Annotated in this window: 17 protein-coding genes; 8 read left to right on the forward strand and 9 right to left on the reverse strand. The window is 66.9% G+C overall.

Annotated elements, in window-relative coordinates; all coding sequences use genetic code 11:
* Positions 1–32: 32 nt before the first annotated feature.
* Together ASE52_RS16130 and ASE52_RS16135 are read left to right on the forward strand one after the other, a co-directional pair.
* The gene (locus tag ASE52_RS16130) at positions 33–2,087 is read left to right on the forward strand and encodes a PAS domain S-box protein (protein ID WP_010464594.1); all 2,055 of its coding nucleotides are present in this window, start codon (positions 33–35) and stop codon (positions 2,085–2,087) included.
* A gap of 6 nt (positions 2,088–2,093) precedes the next feature.
* Positions 2,094–2,723 carry a response regulator gene (locus ASE52_RS16135; protein ID WP_010464595.1) on the forward strand — a complete coding sequence of 210 codons (630 nt, stop codon included), beginning with the start codon at positions 2,094–2,096 and terminating at the stop codon, positions 2,721–2,723.
* A gap of 88 nt (positions 2,724–2,811) precedes the next feature.
* Here the strand turns inward: ASE52_RS16135 and ASE52_RS16140 are convergent, their stop codons facing one another.
* Both ASE52_RS16140 and ASE52_RS26050 read right to left on the reverse strand, forming a co-directional pair.
* Complete coding sequence (locus tag ASE52_RS16140; RefSeq protein WP_010464596.1) at positions 2,812–3,459, reverse strand: OmpA family protein; 648 nt, start codon at positions 3,457–3,459, stop codon at positions 2,812–2,814.
* A 204-nt stretch (positions 3,460–3,663) separates the two neighbouring features.
* Positions 3,664–3,834, reverse strand: coding sequence for a hypothetical protein (locus ASE52_RS26050; protein WP_167539798.1), 171 nt, complete (start codon positions 3,832–3,834; stop codon positions 3,664–3,666).
* Between ASE52_RS26050 and ASE52_RS16145 the strand changes: the two genes are divergently transcribed.
* A complete protein-coding gene (locus ASE52_RS16145) occupies positions 3,767–4,999 on the forward strand; it encodes an MltA domain-containing protein (protein ID WP_082606945.1) in 1,233 nt (410 codons plus the stop codon). The two genes, ASE52_RS26050 and ASE52_RS16145, sit on opposite strands and share 68 nt — an antisense overlap.
* Positions 5,000–5,114: 115 nt before the next feature.
* On the opposite strand, the gene ASE52_RS16150 is transcribed toward ASE52_RS16145, so the two are convergent.
* The 6 genes from ASE52_RS16150 to ASE52_RS16175 all read right to left on the reverse strand — a co-directional run bounded on the left by ASE52_RS16150 (position 5,115) and on the right by ASE52_RS16175 (position 13,155).
* Positions 5,115–5,519, reverse strand: a complete 405-nt coding sequence (locus ASE52_RS16150; protein WP_241777024.1) for a hypothetical protein — start codon at positions 5,517–5,519, stop codon at positions 5,115–5,117.
* A gap of 111 nt (positions 5,520–5,630) precedes the next feature.
* Positions 5,631–5,948, reverse strand: a complete 318-nt coding sequence (locus ASE52_RS16155) for a hypothetical protein (protein ID WP_057227553.1) — start codon at positions 5,946–5,948, stop codon at positions 5,631–5,633.
* Between the two features lie 12 nt (positions 5,949–5,960).
* The gene (locus ASE52_RS16160) at positions 5,961–7,721 is read right to left on the reverse strand and encodes an MFS transporter (protein ID WP_057228487.1); all 1,761 of its coding nucleotides are present in this window, start codon (positions 7,719–7,721) and stop codon (positions 5,961–5,963) included.
* A gap of 94 nt (positions 7,722–7,815) precedes the next feature.
* Positions 7,816–9,336: a DUF3999 domain-containing protein gene (locus tag ASE52_RS16165; RefSeq protein ID WP_057227555.1), complete on the reverse strand. Its 1,521-nt coding sequence runs from the start codon at positions 9,334–9,336 to the stop codon at positions 7,816–7,818.
* Positions 9,333–12,281 carry a DUF2339 domain-containing protein gene (locus ASE52_RS16170; RefSeq protein ID WP_057227557.1) on the reverse strand — a complete coding sequence of 983 codons (2,949 nt, stop codon included), beginning with the start codon at positions 12,279–12,281 and terminating at the stop codon, positions 9,333–9,335. The genes ASE52_RS16165 and ASE52_RS16170 overlap by 4 nt, the downstream gene beginning before the upstream one ends.
* 391 nt (positions 12,282–12,672) lie before the next feature.
* A complete protein-coding gene (locus ASE52_RS16175) occupies positions 12,673–13,155 on the reverse strand; it encodes an Lrp/AsnC family transcriptional regulator (RefSeq protein WP_010464607.1) in 483 nt (160 codons plus the stop codon).
* 188 nt (positions 13,156–13,343) lie between these two features.
* Between ASE52_RS16175 and ASE52_RS16180 the strand changes: the two genes are divergently transcribed.
* The 5 genes from ASE52_RS16180 to ASE52_RS16200 all read left to right on the forward strand — a co-directional run bounded on the left by ASE52_RS16180 (position 13,344) and on the right by ASE52_RS16200 (position 22,953).
* A complete protein-coding gene (locus ASE52_RS16180) occupies positions 13,344–16,919 on the forward strand; it encodes an indolepyruvate ferredoxin oxidoreductase family protein (RefSeq protein ID WP_057227559.1) in 3,576 nt (1,191 codons plus the stop codon).
* Positions 16,920–17,222: 303 nt separating this feature from the next.
* Entirely contained in the window at positions 17,223–17,558 is a 336-nt protein-coding gene (gene yajC, locus ASE52_RS16185) for a preprotein translocase subunit YajC (RefSeq protein WP_010464611.1), read from the forward strand.
* Between the two features lie 161 nt (positions 17,559–17,719).
* A complete protein-coding gene (secD, locus tag ASE52_RS16190; RefSeq protein WP_010464613.1) occupies positions 17,720–19,603 on the forward strand; it encodes a protein translocase subunit SecD in 1,884 nt (627 codons plus the stop codon).
* A 12-nt stretch (positions 19,604–19,615) separates the two neighbouring features.
* The gene (secF, locus tag ASE52_RS16195; RefSeq protein ID WP_010464615.1) at positions 19,616–20,566 is read left to right on the forward strand and encodes a protein translocase subunit SecF; all 951 of its coding nucleotides are present in this window, start codon (positions 19,616–19,618) and stop codon (positions 20,564–20,566) included.
* Positions 20,567–20,583: 17 nt separating this feature from the next.
* Positions 20,584–22,953, forward strand: a complete 2,370-nt coding sequence (locus ASE52_RS16200; RefSeq protein WP_057227561.1) for a DUF1631 domain-containing protein — start codon at positions 20,584–20,586, stop codon at positions 22,951–22,953.
* Positions 22,954–23,040: 87 nt separating this feature from the next.
* On the opposite strand, the gene dprA is transcribed toward ASE52_RS16200, so the two are convergent.
* A complete protein-coding gene (dprA, locus tag ASE52_RS16205) occupies positions 23,041–24,225 on the reverse strand; it encodes a DNA-processing protein DprA (RefSeq protein WP_057227563.1) in 1,185 nt (394 codons plus the stop codon).
* Positions 24,226–24,289: the final 64 nt, after the last annotated feature.

Consider the following 24,289-nt stretch of genomic DNA (forward strand, 5'->3'; position numbering starts at 1 on the left):
TTCTCTCGCGCAGCACGCGGGGGATGGAAGGGATGAAGGTCAGTCTGAACATCCTTGCCAGGCGCTGGCGGGGCGCCTGGCGGCGCTGGTCGCTGTGGACCCTGCTGGTAGCCCTGGTGATCTCCATGCTCGCCACTATGGTGTGGCTTGCGGGGCGCTATGAGGCCAGCCAGGTGCAGTCGCGGCTCGAGCGTGACACGGCCGACGCGGTGTCCGACATCCGCGTGGCGCTCACGCGCAACCTGCAAAGCCTGCAGGCACTGCACGCGGGCGACCCAGGCCAGCTGGCGTGGGAGGTCGATGCCGCCGAATTGCTGCGCAGCCGGCGCGAACTGGTGCGCATCGAGTGGCGCGATGCCAACCTGCGGGTGCGCACCCACGCCCAGTCGCCCTACCGCCCCGTGGCGTGGGACGCCCGGCTGCGCGAGGGCAATCAGTCCGATGCCGCCATCGCCTGTGCCAACGCGCGCCGCCTGAGCAGCCCGGCCTATTCGAGCAGCTACTTCCAACCCCATGGCGACGGGCTGGGCTCGGAAATGATGGAGCTGTGCCTGCCCCTCACCTCGGGGGGACGCAGCACGGGTTTCCTGGTGGTCACGTATTCGCTGCAGGACGTGCTGATCAACCTGGTGGCGCACAACCTCACGCGCAGCCAGGAAGCCTCCTTCACCGAGGCCGACGGCACCCGGCTGGCCGTGCTGGGCGCCGCGCGCCGGGGCTCGCGCATGTTCACGGCCACGCACCTGCTGGATCTGCCCGGCAGCACACTGGTGCTGCGCATGGATACCTGGCACAGCGCGCCCAGCCTGTTCCCCAATGTACTGACCGCGCTGGTCACCGCCATGTCGATTGCGCTGGTCACCGTGATGGTGGTGCTGGTGCGCGACAACCGCAGGCGCCTGCGCGCCGAGCGCGACCTGGCGGACGCGCTGGCGTTCCGCAAGGCCATGGAAGACTCGCTGGTCACGGGCCTGCGCGCACGCGATCTGGAAGGTCGCATCACCTATGTCAACCCGGCGTTCTGCGCCATGGTGGGGTTCAGCGCGCAGGAGTTGCTCGGCCAGAGCGTCACCGCGCCCTATTGGCCACCCGAACGGGTAGAGGAGTACCGCCAGCGCCAGGCCATCCGCTTCGCGGGCACCATGCCGCCGCGCGAGGGTTTCGAGTCCGAATTCATGCGCAAGGACGGCACCCGCTTTCCGGTGCTGATCATTGAGGCCCCGCTCATCAACGCCCAGGGCCTGCACACGGGATGGATGAGCGCGTTCCTCGACATCAGTGAGCAGCGGCGGGTGGAAGAACTGTCGCGCGCGTCGCAAGAGCGGCTGCAAGCCACCGCCCGGCTGGCCACCGTGGGCGAAATGGCCTCGCTGCTGAGCCACGAGCTCAATCAGCCCCTGGCCGCCATTTCCAGCTACGCCACGGGCTCCATCAACCTGCTGGAGGCGCCCCCACCACAGGACCAAGGCGCGGGCGCCGCCGCCCATGCCGAGCAGTTGCAGGATGTGCGCATGGCCATGCAACACATTGCGCGGCAAGCCGAACGCGCTGGCAAGGTGATCAAGAGCGTGCACGACTTTGTGCGCCGCCGCGACCAGGCACGCGAGGCCGTGTACGCCCAGCAGTTGCTTGACGCCATCCTGCCGCTGGTGAGCCTGCAGGCACGCAAGCTGGGGGTGCGCGTGAACACCACGGTGGAACCCCAGTTGCCCCCCGTGTTGTGCGACCGCACCATGGTCGAACAGGTGCTGCTCAACCTGGCGCGCAATGCCATGCAGGCGATGGACGACCCCACCATCCCCACACGTGTGCTCGACATCCGGGTGCGGCGTGCAGCGTCGAACCAGCACAGCGGCTGGATCGAGTTTGCCGTGACCGACCTGGGGACCGGCATTGCGCCCGAAGTGGCCGCGAAGCTCTTCACACCGTTCTTCACCACCCGTCCGGAAGGCATGGGCCTGGGCCTGAGCATGTGCCGCACGGTGATCGAGCAGCACGGTGGTTTCCTCGGATTTGCGCCCCATGGGCCGCGTGGTACGGTATTTACCTTCACGCTGCCCGTTTCCCAACCTTCGCCTGAAACCTGATCCCTGATGGAACCCGTATCCAACGCCACCGTGTACATCGTGGACGACGACGCCAGCGTGCGCGAAGCGCTGGCGTGGCTGCTGCGCTCGCGCAGGCTGCTCAGCGAATCCTTCGAGAGTGCCGAGGCCTTTGACGCCATGCTGTCTGGCCGCCCTGCCCAGCGCCAGCCTTGCTGCCTGCTGCTGGACGTGCGCATGCCCGGCATGAGTGGCCTGGCGCTGTTTGACCTGCTGGCGGTGCGCGGCGACCTGGCCACCATGCCGGTGATCTTCCTGACCGGGCATGCGGACGTGCCCACCGCCGTGGACACGGTCAAGCGGGGAGCGTTCGATTTCTGCGAGAAGCCGTTTTCCGACAATGCCCTGGTGGACCGTGTCGAGCAAGCGCTGGCCCAATCGGCGGAGCGCCTAGCGCAACTGCGCGAACGCAGCGACCTGCAGGTGCGCCTGCGCGACCTGACGGACCGAGAACGCGATGTGATGGACCTGGTGGTGGCGGGCCTGCCCAACAAGCTGATCGCGGACCAGCTTGATATCAGCGTGCGCACGGTGGAGGTTCACCGATCACGCGTGTTCGACAAGATGCAGGTCAAGTCGGCCGTGGAGCTGGCCAACCTGCTGCGCACCGGACAATGAAGTAGACAACCCCCCGGAGCCGCTACGCGGTTTCCGCTGGCTTGCGCTCCGCCTGTTTCACCGCTCTTTCGCGTTCCAGGCGCCAGGCTCACCCCCTCGGACGTTCTCCGACGAAGATCTCTACACGCCGATTGCGCGCCCGGCCATCAGCCGACTCGTTGGCGGCGATGGGGTAACGCTCGCCCATGCCATCGATGGCGATGCGGCGGCCATCCACGCCCCGCGCAGCCAGGTAGCTGCGCGTGCTGGCGGCGCGGTCCACCGACAGCGGGTTGTTGATGGCGTCGCTGCCGGTGTTGTCCGTGTGGCCCACGATGCGCACGTCCGTGTTGGGGTTGTTGCGCAGCCCGGCGGCAAACTGGTCGAGCACCGGCGCGAAGTTGGGCTGGATGTCCGAGCGGCCCACGGCGAACGAGATGTCGCTCGGGATGTTGAGCATGAGCTGGTTGTCGGCGGTCTGGGTCACGGCAATGCCGGTGCCCTGGGTCGCACGCTCCATCTCGCGCTTCTGCCGCTCCATGTTCTGCGACCAGATGTAGGTGCCCAGGGCCCCCACGCCCGCGCCCACCACGGCGCCGGTACCGGCATTGCCGCCGGTGGCCGAGCCGATCACGGCGCCAGCCAGCGCGCCTACGCCGGCCCCTGTGGCAGTGCGGCGCTGGGTGTCGTCCATGTTGGCACAGCCGGTGGCCAGAACGAGGACGGCAGTCGCGCCGAGAAGAATGTGTTTGCGCATGGTGGTGCTCCTTGAAAGATTCAATGGAGCTGGGCGCTTCGGGAGTTCCGTTCGCGTGCCGTGTGGCCTGTCCTTGGCCCCGGCCTCGGGTGCGCCCAACTCAACGCCATCGTGGCCGCAGCCAGGCTGGGGCACCATCGGCACAGCGGCACCCTGGCTGTAGGACGAAGCCGCCTGGGGCCCACGCCCCACACGCGCGCCTAGTCATTGCGCCGGGGGCGGTGGAGGAGGAGGAACGGGGGGCGACGCCGCCGACGGGGAATCCTTCGGGGGCGGTTGCAGTTCACCACCCTTGCGACCGGAAAACATCGTCCACCAGACAATCGCCACCAGCAGCACCAGCGCGAGCAGCGCTTCAAGCAAAATCAGCCCCATGAAATTGACACTCCTGCGCCTTGTATCGACGGCGCTGATTGTAGGAACGCTGGTGGCCTGTTCGAGCCCACCGCCCGCAAGCCCCTCCCGCACCCCGGCCATCCCGGCGCCCTTTCCGTCCTTGCCGCCCAGCGCGGTGGTGCTGCCGGGCGACACCGGCCCGCTGCCTCCGCCGATGGCCCAGCCCAAGAGCCGCTGGGTGCCCGTGCGCTGGGCCGAGCTGCCCGGCTTTACCGAAGACGCGCTGCACGAGGCCTGGAACGCCTGGATCAAGAGCTGCGAACGGCCCCAACCCCCTTTCACCGCGCTGTGCAGCGAAGTGCGCCAGTTGAGCATCGCCACCGCCGAAGAGCAGCGCGCCTGGCTCATCGCGCGGCTGCAGCCCTACCGCGTGGAGGCGACCGACGGCAACCCCGACGGCCTGCTCACGGCCTACTACGAGCCGATGATGGACGGCGCGCGCCAGCCGGGCAACGGCTTCAACGTCCCCATCTACCGCACGCCCGCCGGGCTGGGCGCCCGCAAGCCCTGGTACACCCGCCAGCAGATCGAATCGCTGCCCGAGGCACAGGCCGCGCTGGCCGGGCGGGCCATCGCCTGGCTGCGCGACCCGGTGGAGTCCATGGTGCTGCACATCCAGGGCTCGGGCCGACTGCGCATCACCGAGGCCGACGGGTCGGTGTCGCTGGTGCGCGTGGCCTACGCGGGCACCAACGACCAGCCTTACCAGAGCATCGGCCGCTGGCTGCTGGACCAGGGCTACACGCGCGACGCGACGTGGCCCGGCATCCGCGCCTGGCTCGCGGCCAACCCGCAGCGCACCAACGAACTGATGTGGACCAACCCGCGCTATGTGTTCTTCCGCGAGGAGCCTTTGAACCCGCTGGACGCCGGCTTCGGCCCGCGCGGCGCGCAGGGCGTGCCGCTCACGCCCGGCCGCTCCATCGCGGTGGACCGCCAGAGCATCCCGTATGGCACGCCGGTGTGGCTGGCCTCCAGCGGCCCGCAGGTGCAGCTCAACCGCATGGTGATGGCGCAGGACACCGGCAGCGCGATCCTGGGCGCGGTGCGGGCCGACTTCTTCACGGGCTGGGGCCCGGAGGCCGGGGACATTGCCGGGCGCCTGAAGCAGAACCTGCGGCTGTGGGCGCTGTGGCCCCGGTGATTTTTAAGAGATTTTGGCTGCTAGCGCTTATTGGATAAGCGCTAGGAGCTATTAAATCAAGAGCAAACTCTCCAGCAGCCCCCACGCACCGGCGTTCAGCGGCTGGCTTCCACGTTCACGGGCACGGCACCCTCATCGCTTCGGTCTCCACCCGCTGGGCCGCAGCCGCTGCGGCGAAAGCCATCGCCGGGGGCACGGTCACGGTGCGCAATTGATCGCCTTCGATGCGGTACTCGTACTCGCGCGTGGTGCCCACCATCTCCGTCCTGAAAGTGCTGCCCGCCATGGTGGCCGCATACACCTGGGGGCGGACGACCTGGTACCGGTACGTGGTGGTGGCCGCTCCGCTGGTGGTCTTGCAGGTCGATTCGAACTGGTCCTCCTTGAACTGCAGGGTGCAGCGGCCCGAGGTGTCTTCGGCCTTTTCGCCATCCTGGGTGGTCAGCACGATCTTGGCGGCGCGCCAGCAGCCGAGGAGAGCGGGGTCGGGGGTGGCGGCGTGGACACAGGGGATGACCAAGGTCAGCCAAAAGACCGACCAAGAGCGTGCGAAGCAATTCATGTGGACTGAAGTTTGAATTCGATGACAAGTCAGCAATACCGAAAACCCAAGCGAAGCTGAAGCGGTGAATTAAGAATCTGGATCACCAAATATGAGATGCATGACGTGAGAAAGCTCCAACTGATTGCAGCCGCGCGAGCTGATACCGCCACGCAGGTTTGGCACGCCCAGCTCCCAGCCATCCTCGATGTCCGAGTAGTAAAGCAGCTGTTCTTGGTACTCGGCCACAACATAAACGAACTCACCCGGCGTATCCGCTACTGGTACTGAACGTGGAGTAATACGGATAGCATCAAATTTCTGCCGATGCAGCGGGTGTACCGCCGCCAAGCCATCAGCGAGGAGCTGTTCGACCTCTTCAAGCGTCGCGGATTGCCAAATCGTCACGCGAAAATCCTTCTACTCCACCGCCCACCGCGTCACCCGTGGCGGCGCATCCCCCACATGGAACGCGAGCTTGCGGTCGCGCAGCGCCACGTCGGACGCCGTCACCCGGTCGAAGCGCCGCAGGTGCTCCGTCCACGACTCATCCTCGATGCGCTCCACATACCGCGCGGGCTGGCTGATGTCGTGCAGCAGTTGCCAGGCCAGTGCGCCCTGGCGCAGGCGGCTGCGGCGGCTTTCCTGCATCACGGCGCGGAATTCGGTGGCACGCGTGGGGTCGATGAAGTATTCGATGGTGACCACCACATGCCCCGTGCCCGGCGGTGCATCGGCCACCGGGGCCTTGAAGGCGCGGGAGGGGCTCAGGTCCTCCTCCATGCTGCGGTCGGCCACCAGGCGCTGCACCAGCAGCATGGCCACCACGCCGGTGCCCGCGGCGATGCCCAGGCTGACGTGCACGTCGCTGATGGTGGCCACCTGGCCCCACACCGCGGCGCCGAGCGCGGTGGCGCCCATGATGGCCATCTGGTAGATCGACATGCCGCGTGCACGCACCCAGTTGGGCAGTGCAAGTTGCGCGGAAACGGACAGCGAATTGGCCGTGGTGATCCACGCCATGCCTGCCACGAACATCGCGGGCACGGCCACATACACGTTGGGCGCCACGGCCATCACGCCAGTGGCAGCGGCCTGCAGCATGGTGCCGCGCATCACCAGCACATCGCGCGCCATGGCCTGGCGCAGGCGAGGCAGGAACATCGCAGCAGTGATGGCGCCCGCGCCCATGCTGGCCAGCAGCAGCGTGAAGGTGCCTGCACCGCCGCCCTCCAGGCCGCGCGCCAGCAGCGGCAGCAGGGCGAGCAGCGCGGTGGCGTGCAAGAAGAAAATGGAGATGCGCCACAGTACGGCCCGCATGCGCGGCGACTGCCGCACGAACTGCAGGCCCACGCGCATGGCACTGGGCAGCTTTTCGCGGCCCAGCGGGCTGGGCACGTGGGTGCGCTTCCAGCGCATGATGACCAGGCCCGAGATGACCGACAGCACAGCGTTGAGCACGAACACCCAGGCGCTGCCCGCACTGGCGATGATGGCGCCGGCCAGCAGCGGGCCGATGATGCGCGACGCGTTCATCGCCACGCCGTTGAGGGCCAGCGCGGCGGGCAGCTGCGGGCGGCTGACCAGTTCGGGCACGATGGCGGCGAACACCGGCCAGCGCATGGCCAGGCCGATGCCGTTGGCAAAGGTGAGCATCAGCAGCAGCGGCGCCGTCATGCCGCCGGCCATGACGAACACGCACAGCACCAGCGCCACGGCGGCCACCCAGAACTGCGTGGCGATGAAGTAGCGCCGCCGGTCCAGGATGTCGGCCAGCGCACCGCTGGGCAGGCCCAGCAGGAACACGGGCAGGGTGGAGGCCGACTGCACCAGGGCCACGAGGATGGGCGAGCTGGTGAGCGTGGTCATGAGCCAGGCGGCCGCCACGTCGTTCATCCACATGCAGGTGTTGGCCGCCACCCAGGTGAGCCACAGCATGCGAAACACCGGCACCGACAGCGGGGCGAACGGCGAGAGGGATGCGGCCTGGCTCAGCTGCGCCGCGCTCTGGTCGAGCTGCGCGGCAACGGATTCTTCGGTGCCCTGCGCGACCGCGGCGCGGTCTGCGGCGGACGCGTCGCCCGTCGACCCGCGCGCTGCGGCATCGGCAGCGGGGGTCAGGTCAGGAGCGGGGGTGGGCGCAGTGCTGCGCGTGCTTTCGTGGGACGGCAAAGGTGGCATGTCCTCCCATTGTGCGACGGTTGGAGCGGCCATGGTGCGTACCGCATCGAATAGCCACCTCGCCGGTGCGCCACAAGGTCACAACATCGCACCATCACACCGCGTCGTGCGGCGAATCCGGCGCCTTGCTCGCTGGTTTGATCGCTGGTTGGCTCGCCGATTTCGTCTGCCGCATCAGCAGCCAGGCCATGAGCCCCAGCGCGCCGACGCCGGCCAGCAGCACACCCCAGAGCACCCAGCTGCGCATCGACAGCCCGTCGCTGGCGGTGGCGGCGGCCACCAGCGGGCCGTCCGCGGGCTTGCCGCCGGTGACTTCGGCCCGGGCCACATCGGCCAGCGCCAGGGGCAGGGTGTTCTCCTGCTGAGGCTGGTAGCCCGGCACCAGGCTCGCCAGGGGCAGGAACGCGCCCGCAGCCGCACTGGCACCGGGCAAGCCGGCCGCCAGGGTGAAGGGGCCCTGCCCACTGGCCAGGAAGACCAGCTGCGCTGGCTCAAACTGCAGCGCCAGCTCGGGCGCGGCGGCAAAGCCGGCCGACCTGGCGTCGGCCTCGATCTTGACCTCGCGCACCGAGGCGCCGCCCAGCTCGACCGGTGTGTTGGTCTGCTCCTTGCCGCCCGTGGACATGCGGTACACCGTGGCGCTGGCCAGGTGTGACCAGGGCCGTTCGCGGTCGTTGCGGCCCAGCACACGCACCGGAAGCAGCACGTTGCGGCCTTGCGGCGTGATGTTGAGCGCGGCGACCGGTGTGGCGAACGGCAACGCGAACACGAGTTCGCGCGGGTTGTTGCCCAGCGGCGGCACCGCCATGCTGGCGCTGACGCGCTCGCGCGGGCCCGCGCCGCGCGAGGTGACCAGCGTGGCACCGCGCAGCGTCACGGCGGCATCGCCCCAGGTCACGCGCAGGTAGTGATCCTGCAGGCCGGCCCTTTGCAGGTCGATGTGCTCGCTGCCCAGGCGGCCCGGTGCCGCTGAGGATGGGGCCGTGCCCGCAGCGTCAGCGCGGTACAGCACTGTCTCGGCCAGCGGCCGCCAGTTCTTCAGGTCGCGGCTGGCCTGCACCGTGAAGGTCACCGGTTGGCCGGCGGGCAGATCGGCGTCCAGCGCCATGCGGGCCACGGGCAGTTGGACGCTGCGCGCGTCCAGCAGCGCGCCGCGCACGGTTTGCGCGCCGACAGGGGCCGCTGTTCCCGCCGCGTCGATCTGCACCACGCGCCGGCCCTGCTGCTCCTCGATGCGCAGCGACAGGCCTTCCAGCCCGGCCTGCCCTGGCGTGCCGGGCCCGCCCAGGATGGGATAGGCCGGCAACACCACCGATTCCTCCGGCGCGCTGGCGGCCGCCACGCCGGCCAGCGCCATGGGCACCGGCTGGCCTGCGCCGTTGAAGAGACGCACGTCGGCATAGCCCGGGTTCTGCAGGCGCACCAGCACTTCGGCGGGCAGCAACACGCGCTGCAGCGGCGCATCGGCCGCCAGCGTGACGGGGATGCGGATGGCGTAGGCGGCCGGGCTGTTGGCATCGGCCGCCGCCTGGGCACCCCCGGCGGCCAGGGACAGTGCGGCAGCGGCCAGCCATGCAGCTACGGGCCGCGGCAGGTGGTGACGGGGAGACTTCATGACAGTGATTCCTCTTGCGCCGGGGCCACAGGTGCCGCAGGTGCGACCGGTGCCACGGGCGCGACCGGCGGAGCATCCGGCGCCGCACGGGGTGCGGCCTTGGGCGGCAGCGGCGCGAAGTAGCCCACCACCAGCATCAGCACACCCACGGCGATGAAGGCAATGATGCGTTCGGCACCACCCGCGTTGGACAGATCAATCAGCAGCAGCTTGACCACCACCACGCCCAGCAGGCCTGCGCCCACCAGCCACAGCGGCCGCTGCGCGCGGCGGTGCGCCAGCACCATCATGCTGAGCGCCAGCAGCGTCCACAGGATGGCGTAGCCGGTCTGCACGACGAAGCTGTCGAACAGCGCCGAGGCATCCCAGCGCACGCCGAAGAAGTGGTGGACCACGCGCAGCCACACTGTGTTGATCGCGATGAACACCAACAGGGCCAGCGCCACCAGCGCATGGCGACCGATGACCCAGCCCGCGTGGGCCGGGGGCGGCAGTGCCGACACCAGCACCCGCCGCCAGAACACCAGGCCGCCCAGTGCGAGCGCCAGGGTCAGGTCGGTGGGGTTGAGCAGCGGGATGTAGGGCAGCGGCGCGGTGTGGCCCGACGAATGCACCGCGGCCAGCAGCGAGCCCCAGAACACCAGCACCGCCAGCGGCAGCGCCGCCAGCCAGTAGTAGGCCTCGGCATGCGGGTTCAGTGGCCAGGGCAGCGCTGCGCGCGCCGCAGGCCGGTTGCCGCGGCCGGCCCACAGCGCCAGCGCCATCAGCACCGCAATGGCGCTGACCAGCATGACCACGCCGGCCCACGAGGTGCGCCACAGCTCGGCCTTGCCGATGCCGGACCACAGGCAGTCGGCCAGCAGAAAGGTCACCAGCCACGCCGTGGCGGCATGGAACCAGCCGAAGCCCGACATGCGCGCTGCGGGCTTGCCGTCCCCAGCGGCCGCCGCCTGCAGGCGGTCGGTCTGCCGCAGCATCCACACATGCAGCGCCAGCGCCACCGGCCACACGACCCAGGCGGGCGTGGCCAGTACGCGGTAGCCGTCGCCCACCTGCGCGACAAAACCCAGCGCCAGCACGGCGATGGTGCCGCGCGCCGGCCAGGTGGCCACGGCCCAGCGCGTGCGCAGGCCCAGCACCATCGACAGCGCGGCGCTGAGCACGATGGCCAGCATGGCCAGCAGTTCGGCGATGCGTTCGGAGAACACCGGCACGGGCCATTGGTCCGCCTCCAAGCCGGGCACGCGCCGCGTGATCTCCAGCAGCCAGGCCAGGCACCAGAAGGCAAAGCCGTAGAGGTACGCGGGGCTGGAAAGCCGCGATTCGATACCCGCATAAGCCTTGGCCCAGTTCGAGCCGCTGTGCGGCAGCGGCTTGCGCAGCCACCAGGCCAGCAGCAGCGCCGGCAGCGCGATCAGCAAGGCACCCAGGAACGCCGGGTTGACCAGCGCCAGGCGCGAGACGCTGGAGACGCCGTCCATGAAGGCCAGCATCGCCACACCCTGCAGCACGATGCCGAAGGCGCGCGGCATCCAGCGGGCCTGGCGCATGCCGACCCAGAAGGCGCCGGCGCCCTCCAGCGCCCACACCGCCGACGTCCATTGCGCGTCCAGCGCCAGCGGCACGGCCAGCGTGGCAAAGCCCACGCCGATGGCGATGAAGCATTCGATCAGCAGGCGGTAGCTTGCGAGTGCGCGGCGCACCAGCACCATGGCGGCCAGCAGGTACAGCGCGGCAAAGGCCACCGCCGAGAAGGCAGCGCCCAGCTCGAAGGGCTGCGCCAGCCCGGCCTGCAGCCCAAAGCCCACCAGCGGTGTGCCGAACACCAGCATGGTGTCGACCGCGTTGCCCAGCTTGGTGGGCGTATTGCGTGCGTAGAGGATGGCGGCGAACAGATAGATGAGCACAAAGACCGCGAGGAAGGGCTGGGTGCTGGCGTACTGGTCGGGCACGTACTTGAGCACGCCCCAGGCCGAGGCCACGCCGAAGGTCGCCACAAAGCCCACCACGTTCAGCACGCGCCACAAGCGCTTGTAGGCGATGAACAGAATGGCCAGGTTGAGCAGGGTGTAGTAGCTGAACAGGCCCACGTGGCTGCCTTGGCCCGTGGACAGCAGGATGGGCGCCGCAAAGCCACCGGCAAACGCCGCCACCGCGAGCGAGCGCGAGTCCTGCAGCAGCGCCAGCGCGCAGCTGGTGGCGCAGACCGCGATCATCAGCGCGAAGGCCAGCGTGGGCGGCAGCAGCCCGTAGAGCCGGAACGCGGCGAACACCGTGAGGTACATGACCGCCACGCCGCCGCCCTGCAGGGCCAGCGCGAACGCGGGCTTGTCGGTGCGCTTGCGGAAACCCACCACCAGCAGCGCGATGGCCACGCCGGCAATCGCGGCCAGGCGGAACTCGACCGGGAACAGGCCCGCCGAGGCTGCGTACCGCGCCAGGAAGGACAGGCCGATGAACAGGATCACCAGGCCGACGCGCACGATGGTGTTGCCGCCGAGGAACCAGTTTTTGGCTGCCAGCACCGCTTGCTCGATGGCGTTGGGCGTTCTGGGCGGCGCAGGGGCACGGGGCTGTGCGGCAGGTGGTGGGACCGGCGGCAAGCCCTGCGGCGTGAGTTCGCCAACCCACTCCGCATCGACCTCCTCAATTGGACTTTCGCTCGCGGCAGGCATGGCCACGACCGGCACAGGGACTGGCGCCACCACGGGTGCAGCGGGCGCCCGGTCTTCAGCCCGGGTAGGCGCCGCAGCCACTGGTACAGGGTTGACGGCGGGTTTCGCGGCCTGCGCCTGCAGCTCGCTGCGGATCGCCAAGCGGACGGCCCAGCGCAGGGACAACCCGGCAAAAAAGCCCAGGATGCCGCCGACGTAGGGCCCGAAATCGCCGTAGCCGCCAAACCACGAGCCCAGTACCGCGCCCCAAAAAATGCCCCAGAAGATCATGCCGACCGCTCCCTCGTTGGAGCCCCTGTGGACAGGCTGGCTGCCTGTGCTCGAAGGGGACCGTAATTATTTGATGGACCCACCAGAAAACCGCCGGCATCACGTGCACCACGGCCAAGAGCCCCGGCCGTGGGCACGGGGCAGACAGCCTGCGGGGCGTGGTGGTGGATGCGGCGCGCGCGAAGCCTCGATGGCTCCGCCCGTGGTTCAGCAGGCTTATACAGCACACCATGCCGTGGATCGGCGCCCTAACGCCTTGTTACGTTCGATGGCACGGCTCGGCGCGCTGAGCGCGTGCGCGGGGGCATGGGCCGCCGCACCAATGGCTGTCTTTATCGACCTCTAACGCTTATCTAGCAAGCGCAAAAAGCTATCAAAAAAATAGCGCTCATCACTTGGCACGCACCAGGTGCGTGAGCGGCAGCGCCCCGCTGGCCTTGACCTCGCCCAGCGAGAAGCTGGTGTGCATGTCCTTCACATTGGGCAGGTTCAGCAGCACGTCGCGCGCAAACTGCGAAAAGCTGTCGAGGTCACGCGCCACCACTTGCAGCTCGAAGGTGCCGGTGCCGCTGATGTAGTGGCAGGAAACCACCTCGGGGATCTGGCGGATGGCTTCCTCCATGGCGCGGGTGAGGTTGCCGGTGCTGCGGTCGGCGTCCAGCCGCACAAAGGCCAGCACCCCCAGGCCAATCTTGTGCCGGTCGATCTCGGCACGGTAGCCCTTGATGAAGCCTTGCTCCTCCAACGCCCGCACACGCCGCCAGCAGGGCGCGGCCGACAGGCCTACGCGCTGGGCCAGTTCGGCGTTCGTCAGCCGGGCGTCAGCCTGCAGCTCATTGAGGATGGCGATATCGAATTTGTCGAGAGTATTCACAAAACAGCCGTGCCGAGAAAGATCCTTTCTCAGAATAGCCTAAAGACGGCACAGAACGCAAAGACATATCAGCGATGCAGACATACACTTCTCCCACACTAGTGCCGCAGCCCTAAACGGGCCGCGTTGTGCTGCCCCACCGAGCCCACAAGGCGCGGCCCCCAAAAAAAGCCATTGGAGACATAGCCATGAATGCACCGCTGCCCGAGCACATCCGCAAGGCCCTCGAAACCGTCACCCTCGACGACAAATACTCTTTGGACCACGGCCGGGCGTTCATGAGCGGGGTCCAGGCCCTCGTGCGGCTGCCCATGCTGCAGCGCCAGCGTGATGCGATGGCGGGTCTCAATACGGCCGGCTTCATCAGCGGCTACCGTGGCTCGCCGCTCGGTACTTACGACCAGTCCCTGTGGGCGGCCAAGAAGCACCTGGCGGCCAACAACATCGTCTTCCAGCCCGGCGTGAACGAGGAGCTCGGCGCCACGGCGGTCTGGGGCACGCAGCAGCTGGACCTGTACCCGCAAAGCAAGAAGTTCGACGGCGTCTTCGGCATCTGGTACGGCAAGGGCCCGGGCGTGGACCGGTGCTCGGACGTGTTCAAGCACGCCAACATGGCGGGCACCGCCAAGCATGGCGGCGTGATCGCCATTGCGGGCGACGACCACATCAGCAAGAGCAGCACGGCCGCGCACCAGAGCGACCACATCTTCAAGGCCTGCGGCACGCCGGTGTTCTTTCCGAGCAGCGTGCAGGAAATCCTGGACATGGGCCTGCACGCCTTTGCCATGAGCCGTTTTTCGGGCGTGTGGTCGGGCATGAAAACCATCCAGGAAGTGGTGGAGTCCTCGAGCAGCATCAACATCGACCCCGACCGCGTGAAGATCGTGATGCCCGAGGACTTCGTGATGCCGCCCGGCGGCCTGCACATCCGCTGGCCCGACGCGCCGCTGGAGCAGGAAGCGCGCCTGATGGACTACAAGTGGTACGCGGCCCTGGCCTATGTCCGCGCCAACAAGCTCAACTACAACGTGATCGAAGGCAAGAACGACCGCTTCGGCATCATCGCCAGTGGCAAGGCCTACAACGACACGCGCCAGGCCCTGGTGGACCTGGGCCTGGACGACGACACCTGCCGCCAGCTGGGCATCCGCGTGCACAAGGTCAACGTGGTGTGGCCGCTCGAAGCCACCATCACGCGCGACTTCGCCCAGGGCCTGCAAGAGATTCTGGTGGTGGAGGAAAAGCGCCAGGTCATCGAATACCAACTGAAAGAAGAGTTGTACAACTGGCGCGCCGACGTGCGCCCCAATGTGCTGGGCAAGTTCGACGAGCCCGAGGGCGATGCCACGGGCGGCGAATGGAGCATGCCCAACCCCAGCCAGAACTGGCTGCTGCGCGCCAAGGCCGACCTGACGCCCGCCATCATCGCCAAGGCGATCGCCAAGCGCCTGAAGAAGCTGGGCGTGTCGAGTGACATCATTGCGCGCATGGATTCGCGCATTGCCGTCATCGAAGCGAGCGAGCGCGCGATGATGGAACTGAAGGTGGACACCGGCGAACGCGCCCCCTGGTTCTGCAGCGGCTGCCCGCACAACACCAGCACCCGCGTGCCCGAGGGCTCGCGCGCCGTGGCCGGCATTGGCTGCCACTACATGGCCAACTGGATGCCCGACCGCAACACGTCCACCTTCACGCAGATGGGCGGCGAGGGCGTGACCTGGGTGGGCCAGGCGCCGTTCACCACCGACCAGCATGTGTTTGCCAACCTGGGCGACGGCACGTACTTTCACAGCGGGCTGCTGGCCATTCGCCAGAGCATTGCGGCGGGCACCACCATCACCTACAAGGTGCTCTACAACGACGCCGTGGCCATGACCGGCGGCCAGCAGGTGGGCGAGCGGCCCGAAGGCCATTCGGTGCTGCAGATCATGAACAGCCTCAAATCCGAAGGCGTGGTCAAGCTCATCATCGTCACGGACGAGCCGCAGAAGTACGACGGCGTGGCGCTGGCCGAGGGCGTGACGGTGCACCACCGCGACGAGCTCGACACGCTGCAGCGCCAGTTCCGCGAGATCAAGGGCTGTACGGTCATCATCTACGACCAGACCTGCGCCACCGAAAAGCGCCGCCGCCGCAAGCGCGGCACCCTGGCCACGCCCGACAAGACCGTGGTCATCAACGACCTGGTGTGCGAGGGCTGCGGCGACTGCTCGACCAAGTCCAACTGCCTGAGTGTGGAGCCGGTGGAAACCGAGTTCGGCCGCAAGCGCCGCATCAACCAGAGCACCTGCAACAAGGACTACTCTTGCGTGAACGGTTTCTGCCCGAGCTTCGTCACCGTGGAGGGTGGCAAGCTCAAGAAGCCCAAGAAGGAAAAGAAGGGCGACCTGTCGGCGCTGCCCTCCATTCCTGAGCCCGTGCTGCCAGTGGCCGAAGCGGCCTGGGGCATCGTGGTCGGCGGCGTGGGTGGCACGGGCGTGATCACCATTGGCTCGCTGCTGGGCATGGCGGCGCACCTGGACGGCAAGGGCGTCATCACGCAGGACGCCGGCGGCCTCGCGCAAAAGGGCGGCGCCACCTGGAGCCACATCCAGATCGCCAACCGGCCCGAGGCCATCTACACCACCAAGGTCGACACGGCCAAGGCCGACCTGGTGATCGGCTGCGACTCCATCGTGGCGGCGCACAAGTACACGCTGGCCGTGATGCAGCCGGGCCGCACCTTTGTGGCGCTCAACACGCACGGCACGCCCACGGCGGCTTTTGTGACCAACCCGGACTGGCAGTTCCCCGGCGCCAACTGCGACAGCGCCATCGAGGCGGCCGTGGGAGCCGGTGGCGTGGGCAGCTTCGATGCCGAGCAGGTGGCCACCCAACTGCTGGGCGACAGCATCTACACCAACCCGCTGATGCTGGGCTATGCCTGGCAGAAGGGCCGCGTGCCGCTGACGTTCGCCTCGCTGATGCGCGCCATGGAACTCAACGGCGTGCAGGTGGACAACAACAAGGCCGCCTTCGAGTGGGGCCGCCGCTGCGCCCACGACCTCAAGGCCGTGCAGTCGCTGTTCCAGGCCGCGCAGGTGATCGAGTTCGTCAAGAAGCCGTCGCTGACCGAGATGCTGTCCAAGCGTGTGGACTTCCTCACGGGTTACCAAAACGCGGCCTATGCCTCCGACTACCAGGCCTTTGTCGAAAAGGTGAAGGCAGCAGAAGCCAAGCTGGGCAGCGGCACCCGCCTGTCCGAGGCCGTGGCCCGCTACCTGTTCAAGCTGATGGCCTACAAGGACGAGTACGAGGTGGCGCGCCTGCACACCGACAAGGCCTTCACGGACAAGATCGCCAATATGTTCGAAGGCGACTACAAGCTGGTGCACCACCTGGCCCCCCCGATGACGGCCAAGAAGAATGACAAGGGCGAGCTGGTGAAGCAGCCGTTTGGCCCCTGGATGCGCAGTGCCTTCGGTGTGTTGGCCAAGATGAAAGGCCTGCGCGGCACGGCGCTGGATGTGTTCGGCAAGACCGAGGAACGCCGCATGGAGCGCGCGCTGATCGTCGAATACCGCGCCTGCATCGACGAACTGCTGGCCCGCCTGAACGCCGACAACCTGGCCCTGGCCGTGGAGATCGCCCGCATCCCCGAAGAGATCCGGGGCTACGGCCATGTGAAGGAGCGACACCTGTTGGCCGCGCGCCCCAAGTGGGATGGCCTGATGGCCCAGTGGCGCAGCGGCAAAGTGGTTCAGCCCGAACGCCAGGCGGCCTGACGCCGGACCTGTACTGCCCACTGAGGATGGAAGGGCCCGCGCCTGGCGCGGGCTTTTTACTATCAATTGGTGAGCTTTAAACCCATACTCAATAAGCGCTGGTGGCACTTTTTATTAAAAAGTCCTGCATGCCGCTCCTTGCGTGCGGCTGGAGCGGCAAACACCCGCCGTCGCCTTGGGTCTTCCCCCTTGGGGCGCGCACGGGGCGCCGCATACAATGTCCTGTTCCGCCCTGACAGGCGCCTTGGCGCTTGCCCCTGGCGGGTTTTGTGAATTTTGAACATCCGTTGTGGAGTCCAGTCCGTGTTTATTTCTTCCGCTTTTGCCCAAACCGCACCCGCCGCAGCCGCTGGCGGCGGTGACATGATGTCCACCCTCACGGGCATGCTGCCCCTGGTGCTGATGTTTGTGGTGCTGTACTTCGTCATGATCCGCCCCCAGATGAAGCGCCAGAAGGAACACCGCGCCATGATCGAGGCCATCGCAAAGGGCGATGAAGTGGCCACCTCCGGCGGCATCGTCGGCAAGGTCACGCGCCTGTCCGAAGGCTTCCTGCACATCGAGATCGCCAACGGCGTGGAAGTGCAAATGCAGCGCAGTGCCGTGGTTCAGGTGCTGCCCAAGGGCTCGGTCAAGTAATTAATGAATACCCCCCTGAGCGGCTGCGCCGCTTCCCCCGCCTCTCGCTGCTCCAGCGCGGGAAGGGGGACGACGCCACTGGACTGGCCAAGCCCGATCCATGGCGTCCCTGGCAGGGGGTTGGCGCGCTGCGCCTGCACAACTGACATAAGAGCGCGATCATGAACCGTTATCCGGTCTGGAAGTACGCGATCCTGGTGATCGTGCTGCTGGTGGGGGCCTTGTACACCCTGCCCAATTTCTTCGGCGAGGCACCTGCCGTGCAGGTCTCGTCGGCCAAGGCCACCATCAAGGTGGACACCGCCGTGCAGCAGCGGGTGGAAGAGGCCCTCAAGGCCGCAGGCCTGACGCCCGACTTTGTGGCGCTGGAGGGCAATTCGGTGCGCGCGCGCTTTGACGCGTCCGACACGCAGCTCAAGGCCAAGGACGCGATTCAGAAGGCCCTGGTGCCTGACGCCAGCGATCCGTCGTACATCGTGGCGCTCAACCTAGTTTCCCGTTCGCCCGTCTGGCTCAAAGCCCTGCACGCGAATCCCATGTACCTGGGCCTGGACTTGCGCGGTGGCGTGCACTTCATGCTGCAGGTGGACATGCAGGCTGCGCTGACCAAGAAGGCCGAGTCGTACGCAGGCGACATCCGCACCGCACTGCGCGACAAGAGCATCCGCCACGGCGGCATCAGCCGCGAAGGCCAGAACATTGACATCAAGGTGCGCGACGAAGCCACGATGACCGCCGCCCGCAACCTGATTGCGGACCAGTTCACGGACCTGCAGGTCGCCAGCACGCCCGAGGGCACCGAATTCAAGCTTCGCGCTTCCATCAAGCCGGAAGCCACGCGCCGCGTGCAGGAGCAGGCGCTCAAGCAGAACATGGTCACGCTGCACAACCGGATCAACGAACTCGGCGTGGCCGAGCCGGTGATCCAGCAACAGGGCCTGGACCGCATCGTGGTGCAATTGCCCGGCGTGCAGGACACGGCCAAGGCCAAGGACATCCTGGGCCGTACCGCCACCCTGGAGGTGCGCATGGTGGACGAAGGCACCGAAGCGCGGGCCGCCGAAACCGGCCGTGGCCCCGTGCCGTTTGGCTCGGAACGCTATCTGGAACGCAGCGGCCAGCCCGTGATCGTGAAGAAGCAGGTCATTCTGACCGGCGAGAACCTGACCGATGCCCAGCCTGGCTTTGACGGACAGACGCAGGAGCCTACCGTCAACCTGTCCCTCGACGCGAAGGGTGCGAAGATCTTCAAGCAGGTCACATCGGAAAGCATCGGCAAGCGCATGGCCATCGTGCTGTTTGAAAAGGGCAAGGGCGAAGTGGTCACAGCCCCCGTAATCCGCAGCGAAATTGGTGGCGGCCGCGTGCAGATCTCCGGCCGCATGACCACGGCCGAAGCCAACGACACCGCGCTGCTGCTGCGCGCCGGCTCGCTGGCCGCGCCCATGGAAATCATCGAGGAATACACCATTGGCCCCAGCCTGGGCGCCGACAACATCGAACGCGGTATCCACAGCGTGGTCTGGGGCCTGGCGGCCATTGCCGTCTTCATGTGCGCTTACTACATGCTGTTTGGCGTGTTCTCCAGCATCGCGCTGGGCGTGAACGTGCTGCTGCTGGTGGCGGTGCTGTCGATGCTGCAGGCCACCTTGACCTTGCCGGGCATTGCCGCCATGGCACTGGCGATTGGTGTGGCCATCGACTCGAACGTGCTGATCAACGAACGCATTCGCGAGGAACTGCGCGAAGGTGTCTCTCCGCAGGCTGCCATCCACACGGGCTACGAACGTGCCTGGGCAACGATTCTCGACTCCAATGTCACGACCCTGATCGCGGGCCTGGCCCTGCTGGCCTTCGGCTCTGGCCCCGTGCGCGGCTTTGCCGTGGTGCACTGCATCGGCATCCTGACCAGCATGTTCTCGGCCGTGTTCTTCTCGCGCGGTCTGGTGAACCTGTGGTACGGCCGCCAGAAGAAGCTCAAGAGTGTGTCGATCGGTACGGTCTGGAAGCCAGCAGCCGACACCGCTGTGGCCAAGACGAACTAAAGGACAGCGGCCATGGAATTCTTTCGCATCAAAAAAGACATCCCCTTCATGAAGCACGCGTTGATCTTCAACGCGATCTCCTTCATCACCTTCGCGCTCGCGGTGTTCTTCCTGCTGACCCGTGGCCTGCACCTGTCGGTGGAGTTCACCGGCGGTACGGTCATGGAAGTGGCCTACAGCCAGCCCGCTGAACTGGCCAAGGTCCGGGAGACCGTCTCCGGCCTGGGTTACCCCGACGTGCAAGTGCAGAACTTCGGCACCGCCCGCGACGTGATGATCCGGCTGCCCGTACAAAAGGGTGTGACGTCGGCACAGCAAAGCGAGCAGGTTTTGGGCGCGCTCAAGGCAGCCAACCCAGAGGTCACGCTGCGCCGCACCGAATTTGTCGGCCCGCAGGTGGGCGAGGAACTGGTGCATGGCGGCCTGATGGCGCTGGCCATGGTGGTCGTGGGCATCGTGATCTACCTGGCCTTCCGCTTTGAGTGGAAGTTTGGTGTCGCGGCCATCATCGCCAATCTGCACGATGTGGTGATCATCCTGGGCTTCTTCGCGTTCTTCCAGTGGGAGTTCTCTCTGTCGGTGCTGGCCGCCGTGCTGGCCGTGCTGGGGTATTCGGTGAACGAGTCGGTCGTGATCTTCGACCGGATTCGCGAGGCCTTCCGCAAGTACCGCAAGATGACCACCCACGAGGTGATCGACCACGCCATCACGAGCACGATGAGCCGCACGATCATCACCCACGCCTCGACCGAGGCCATGGTGCTGTCGATGTTCTTCTTTGGCGGCCCCAGCCTGCACTACTTTGCGCTGGCGCTCACGATCGGCATCTTGTTCGGCATCTACTCATCCGTGTTCGTCGCCGCAGCCATTGCCATGTGGCTTGGCGTAAAGCGCGAGGACCTTGTCAAGCCCATCAGAAAAGATGGGGATCCGAACGATCCCCATGCCGGAGCTACCGTCTGACCCGCTAATATCGGCCCATGCAGCCTACACCCTCTTCCGTTCCGCAGCGCCGGCTAGCCCGCCAGGCGCGCCAGCGGTTGGTCGAGGGGCTTTGCGCCGGACTTCCCGACCTGGACAAGACCGTCCTGGATTTTCTGACGACGCTGATGACCCAGACAGGCACGGCGCGCGAAATGCAGTCGCACCGTGATGCCTGGATGCTCTACCAGCAACGGCATTCCGTCTGGACCGATCGCACCGGCAAGGCATGGCGCGATGCACTGGCACCCCACAGCAGCACCACCCGCGGCGCGCTGGCCACCAACGGCGCGGGCCCACAGTTTGAGCTGCTGAGCGACGACGTGGTGGAAAACAAGATCCTGGCTTCGCGCATGGCCCTCACGGTCAGCGAGCAGGTCAGCCAACAATTCGACACGCTGCGCCAGCGCACCCAGTCGCTGGAAGGCCAGGAGCTCGACAACAGCGACATCCTCCGTCCTGAGGCCGTGTGCCTGCTGCTGGTCGAACAGTGGGTGGAGGCCGGCCTGCCACGCACTGATCTGCAGACCGTGGTCGACCCGCTGCAGCGCGAACTGGCCAACCTGCTCCAGAAGCAATACCAGGCCGTCAACGTGTTCTATGTGGAACAGGGTGTGACGCCCCAGACCGACCTGAAGTCGCGTGTGCGGCGCACGGCAGGTGGCGCAGTCACCGGCGGCGGTACCAACAACGACTCCGGCGCGGGAGGCCTGGCGTCCCAGGCGCTGGCCCAGACCCGGGACGCCATGGCGGCAGCGCGTGGAGGCATGACCCCCCAGGGCGGCCGCACCCCGCAGCAGCATCCGCCCCGCATGCCCCCACCGGGCTACCCGCAGCACGGCATGCCCACCGCGTTTGCTACGGGCATGACTCCCCTGGCACGCGCTCGCCAGCGCGCCCATGGCGTGATGGGGCAATTGCGCAGGCTGCTGACCCAGCCCGCCACCGGGTTTGACATGGTCAATGCCCCACCGGCGTCTGCGGCGCTGGCCCATGCCCTCACCGCCCACCGCGTGCATGCGGACACCTACTACAGCGGCGTTGCCACGCTGATGGAGGACTACAGCCCTGCGGCCGTGGTGCAGTTGGCAGGGGCCGTGCGCGAACGCTCGACCGAACTCAAGAAAAAAGCCTCCACGGCAGGGGAAAAAGCCATCATCGAAGTGGTGGCCCTCATGTTCCAGAGCATCCTGGCCGAAGACCGCATTCCGCCAGCCGTGCGCGTCTGGTTTGCACGGCTGCAGGTGCCTGTGCTGCGCGTGGCCCTGGCGGAGCCGGAGTTTTTCAGCAATCTCAATCACCCCGCGCGCCAGTTGATCGACCGCATGGGCGCCTGTGTGATGGGCTTTGACGCCACCAGCATCAATGGCAGCGCGCTGGAGGCAGAGATCCGCCGCGTGGTTCAGGTGATCGAGCAGTACCCCGAAACCGGCCGCCGGGTGTTCCAGCTGGTCTACGACGAGTTCGAGAAGTTCCTGTCCAAGTTCCTCACCGAAAAGCAGGCCACCTCGCGCCTGGTGACGGTGGCCCAGCAGGTCGAACAGAAGGAAACGCTGGCGATCCAGTACACCATCGAGCTTCGCACCATGCTGCGCGACATGCCGGTACGCGACGAGATCCGCGAGTTTCTCTTCAAGACCTGGGCCGAGGTCCTGGCCCTCTCGGCTGTGCGCGACGGCCCCCAACACGCAGACACCATCTCGCTCAAGCGCACCGCCGCCGACCTCGTCTGGGCCGCCAGCGCGAAACCCAACCGCAGCGACCGCGCACAGGTCATCCAGAATCTTCCAGGCCTGCTGCAGCGCCTGCGCCAGGGATTGGCCCTCATGGGCATCAACGGAGCGATACAGGACACCCAGATCAAGGTCCTGACCGACACACTGGCCGATGCCTTCCTGTCCAAGACGGCTTCCATTCCCCAGGCACACATCGACGCCATGGCCAAACGCCTTGCCAATCTGGAGGATTTCATTAGCGACGCCACGCTGGGCGATATGCCACTCAATGCGGACAACATCGAGATGATGCTGGGCATTGATGCCTCTTCGATCCATGTGGTTGCCGACAACGGCGCCCCGGTGGAGGACGCCATGGTGGCCTGGGCCCAGGAACTGCAACCCGGTACCTGGTACACGCTGGACCACAACGGCGCCTCGGCCCAGGTGCAGTACGCGTGGCAGAGCCAGCGCAAACAGTTGCACCTGTTCGCGGCCGTGGATGGCAGCAGCTACCTGATCCAGCTGCGCAGGCTGGCTGCGTACCTGCAGGCCGGCTTGCTCGTTGCGCAGGACGAAGAAGGCCTGACCTTGCGCGCCACACGCGACGCATTGGCCAAGCTGGACGCCAACCCCGAGCGGTTGCTGGACTGAGGCTGTTTTCAGGCGAGGGCGTCAACGCAGTGCTACCGCCCGCGGTGACACCAAGGCACGCCACAGACGCAAGATCCTGAGCAAGCGTCAGGCGCTTCCCAGTCGCTGGTACAGGCCACCGGGCAAACGCGCCACTTGGCCATCCAGTTCCAGCTCCAGCAATTCCACCTGCAGCGACGCGGCGTCCAGGCCCGTGCGGGCCACCAGCGCATCGACACCCATGGGGTCAAAGCCCAACGCCTGCAGTAGGGGGCTTTCGGCCTCTCGGGTGGCCATGGGTTCGCCGACAGGCGCGGCAGCCCCAGAATCTGCCGAGCGCCTGTCGCCCATCGGAGCGGGAGGCATGCGCAATTCCTCCAGCACATCCTGCGCGGATTCCACCAGCTTGGCGCCCTGGCGTATGAGTGCATGGCAACCCCGCGATTGCGGCGCGTGAATGGAGCCTGGGATGGCGAAGACCTCGCGGCCCTGTTCAGCCGCCATTCGGGCCGTGATCAGCGACCCCGATGCCAATGCCGCCTCTACCACGAGGGTGCCTTGGGAAAGGCCGGAGATGATGCGGTTGCGCTTGGGAAAATTGGCCGCCAGCGGTGGTGTGCCCAAGGGGTACTCGCTCACCAGCAGCCCATGGGCAGCGATGCGGTGGGCGAGGTCCAGGTTCTTGCGAGGGTAGACACGGTCCAGCCCTGTGCCCACCACAGCAATGGTGGCAGGTGCGACCTCCACCGTCGGGCCAGTGGGTACGTCCAGCGCGCCCTCATGGGCGGCAGCATCCACCCCCAGTGCGAGCCCCGAGACAATGGTGAAGCCCGCCCCGCGCAAGGTTCGGGAGAAGAGCCGCGCGTTTTCCGCGCCTTGCGCGGTCGGGTTGCGGCTTCCGACAACCGCAAGGCACCGGTCCGTGGGAAACGGGTTTTGCGCAAGCAACTGGGCTGGCCCCATCAGGTACATGAGCAGCGGCGGGTCTTCGGTGTCGAGAAGCGACGGCGGATACCGGGCATCACCCAGAGTGACCACCGCACGGGCAGGCCCCTGCAAATCTGCACCCTCCAGCCATTGCCAGGTGGCCTCCAGCAACGCTTCCCAGGTGCTGGGCACGGTGCACAGCGCCTTGGCTTGGGCCAAGGTCACACAGTGCTGCAAGGCCGATTCGGGCTGCCGGAAAATTTCCTGGGGCAGGCCAAAGCGTGTCAGCAGACGCCGCGCCGCGCCATTTCCCACACCCGGGGAAAGGGTGAGGCGCAGCCAAGCACCCAACTCTTCGCGGTCCATGGTGGCGGTTCTTGGAGGAAACAGCGGCAGCGCCAGCCAAGCCACCCAGCCGCCCGCAGGCGGC

The sequence above is a fragment of the Acidovorax sp. Root275 genome (genome assembly GCF_001428965.1).
GTDB classification, from domain to species: domain Bacteria; phylum Pseudomonadota; class Gammaproteobacteria; order Burkholderiales; family Burkholderiaceae_C; genus Acidovorax; species Acidovorax radicis.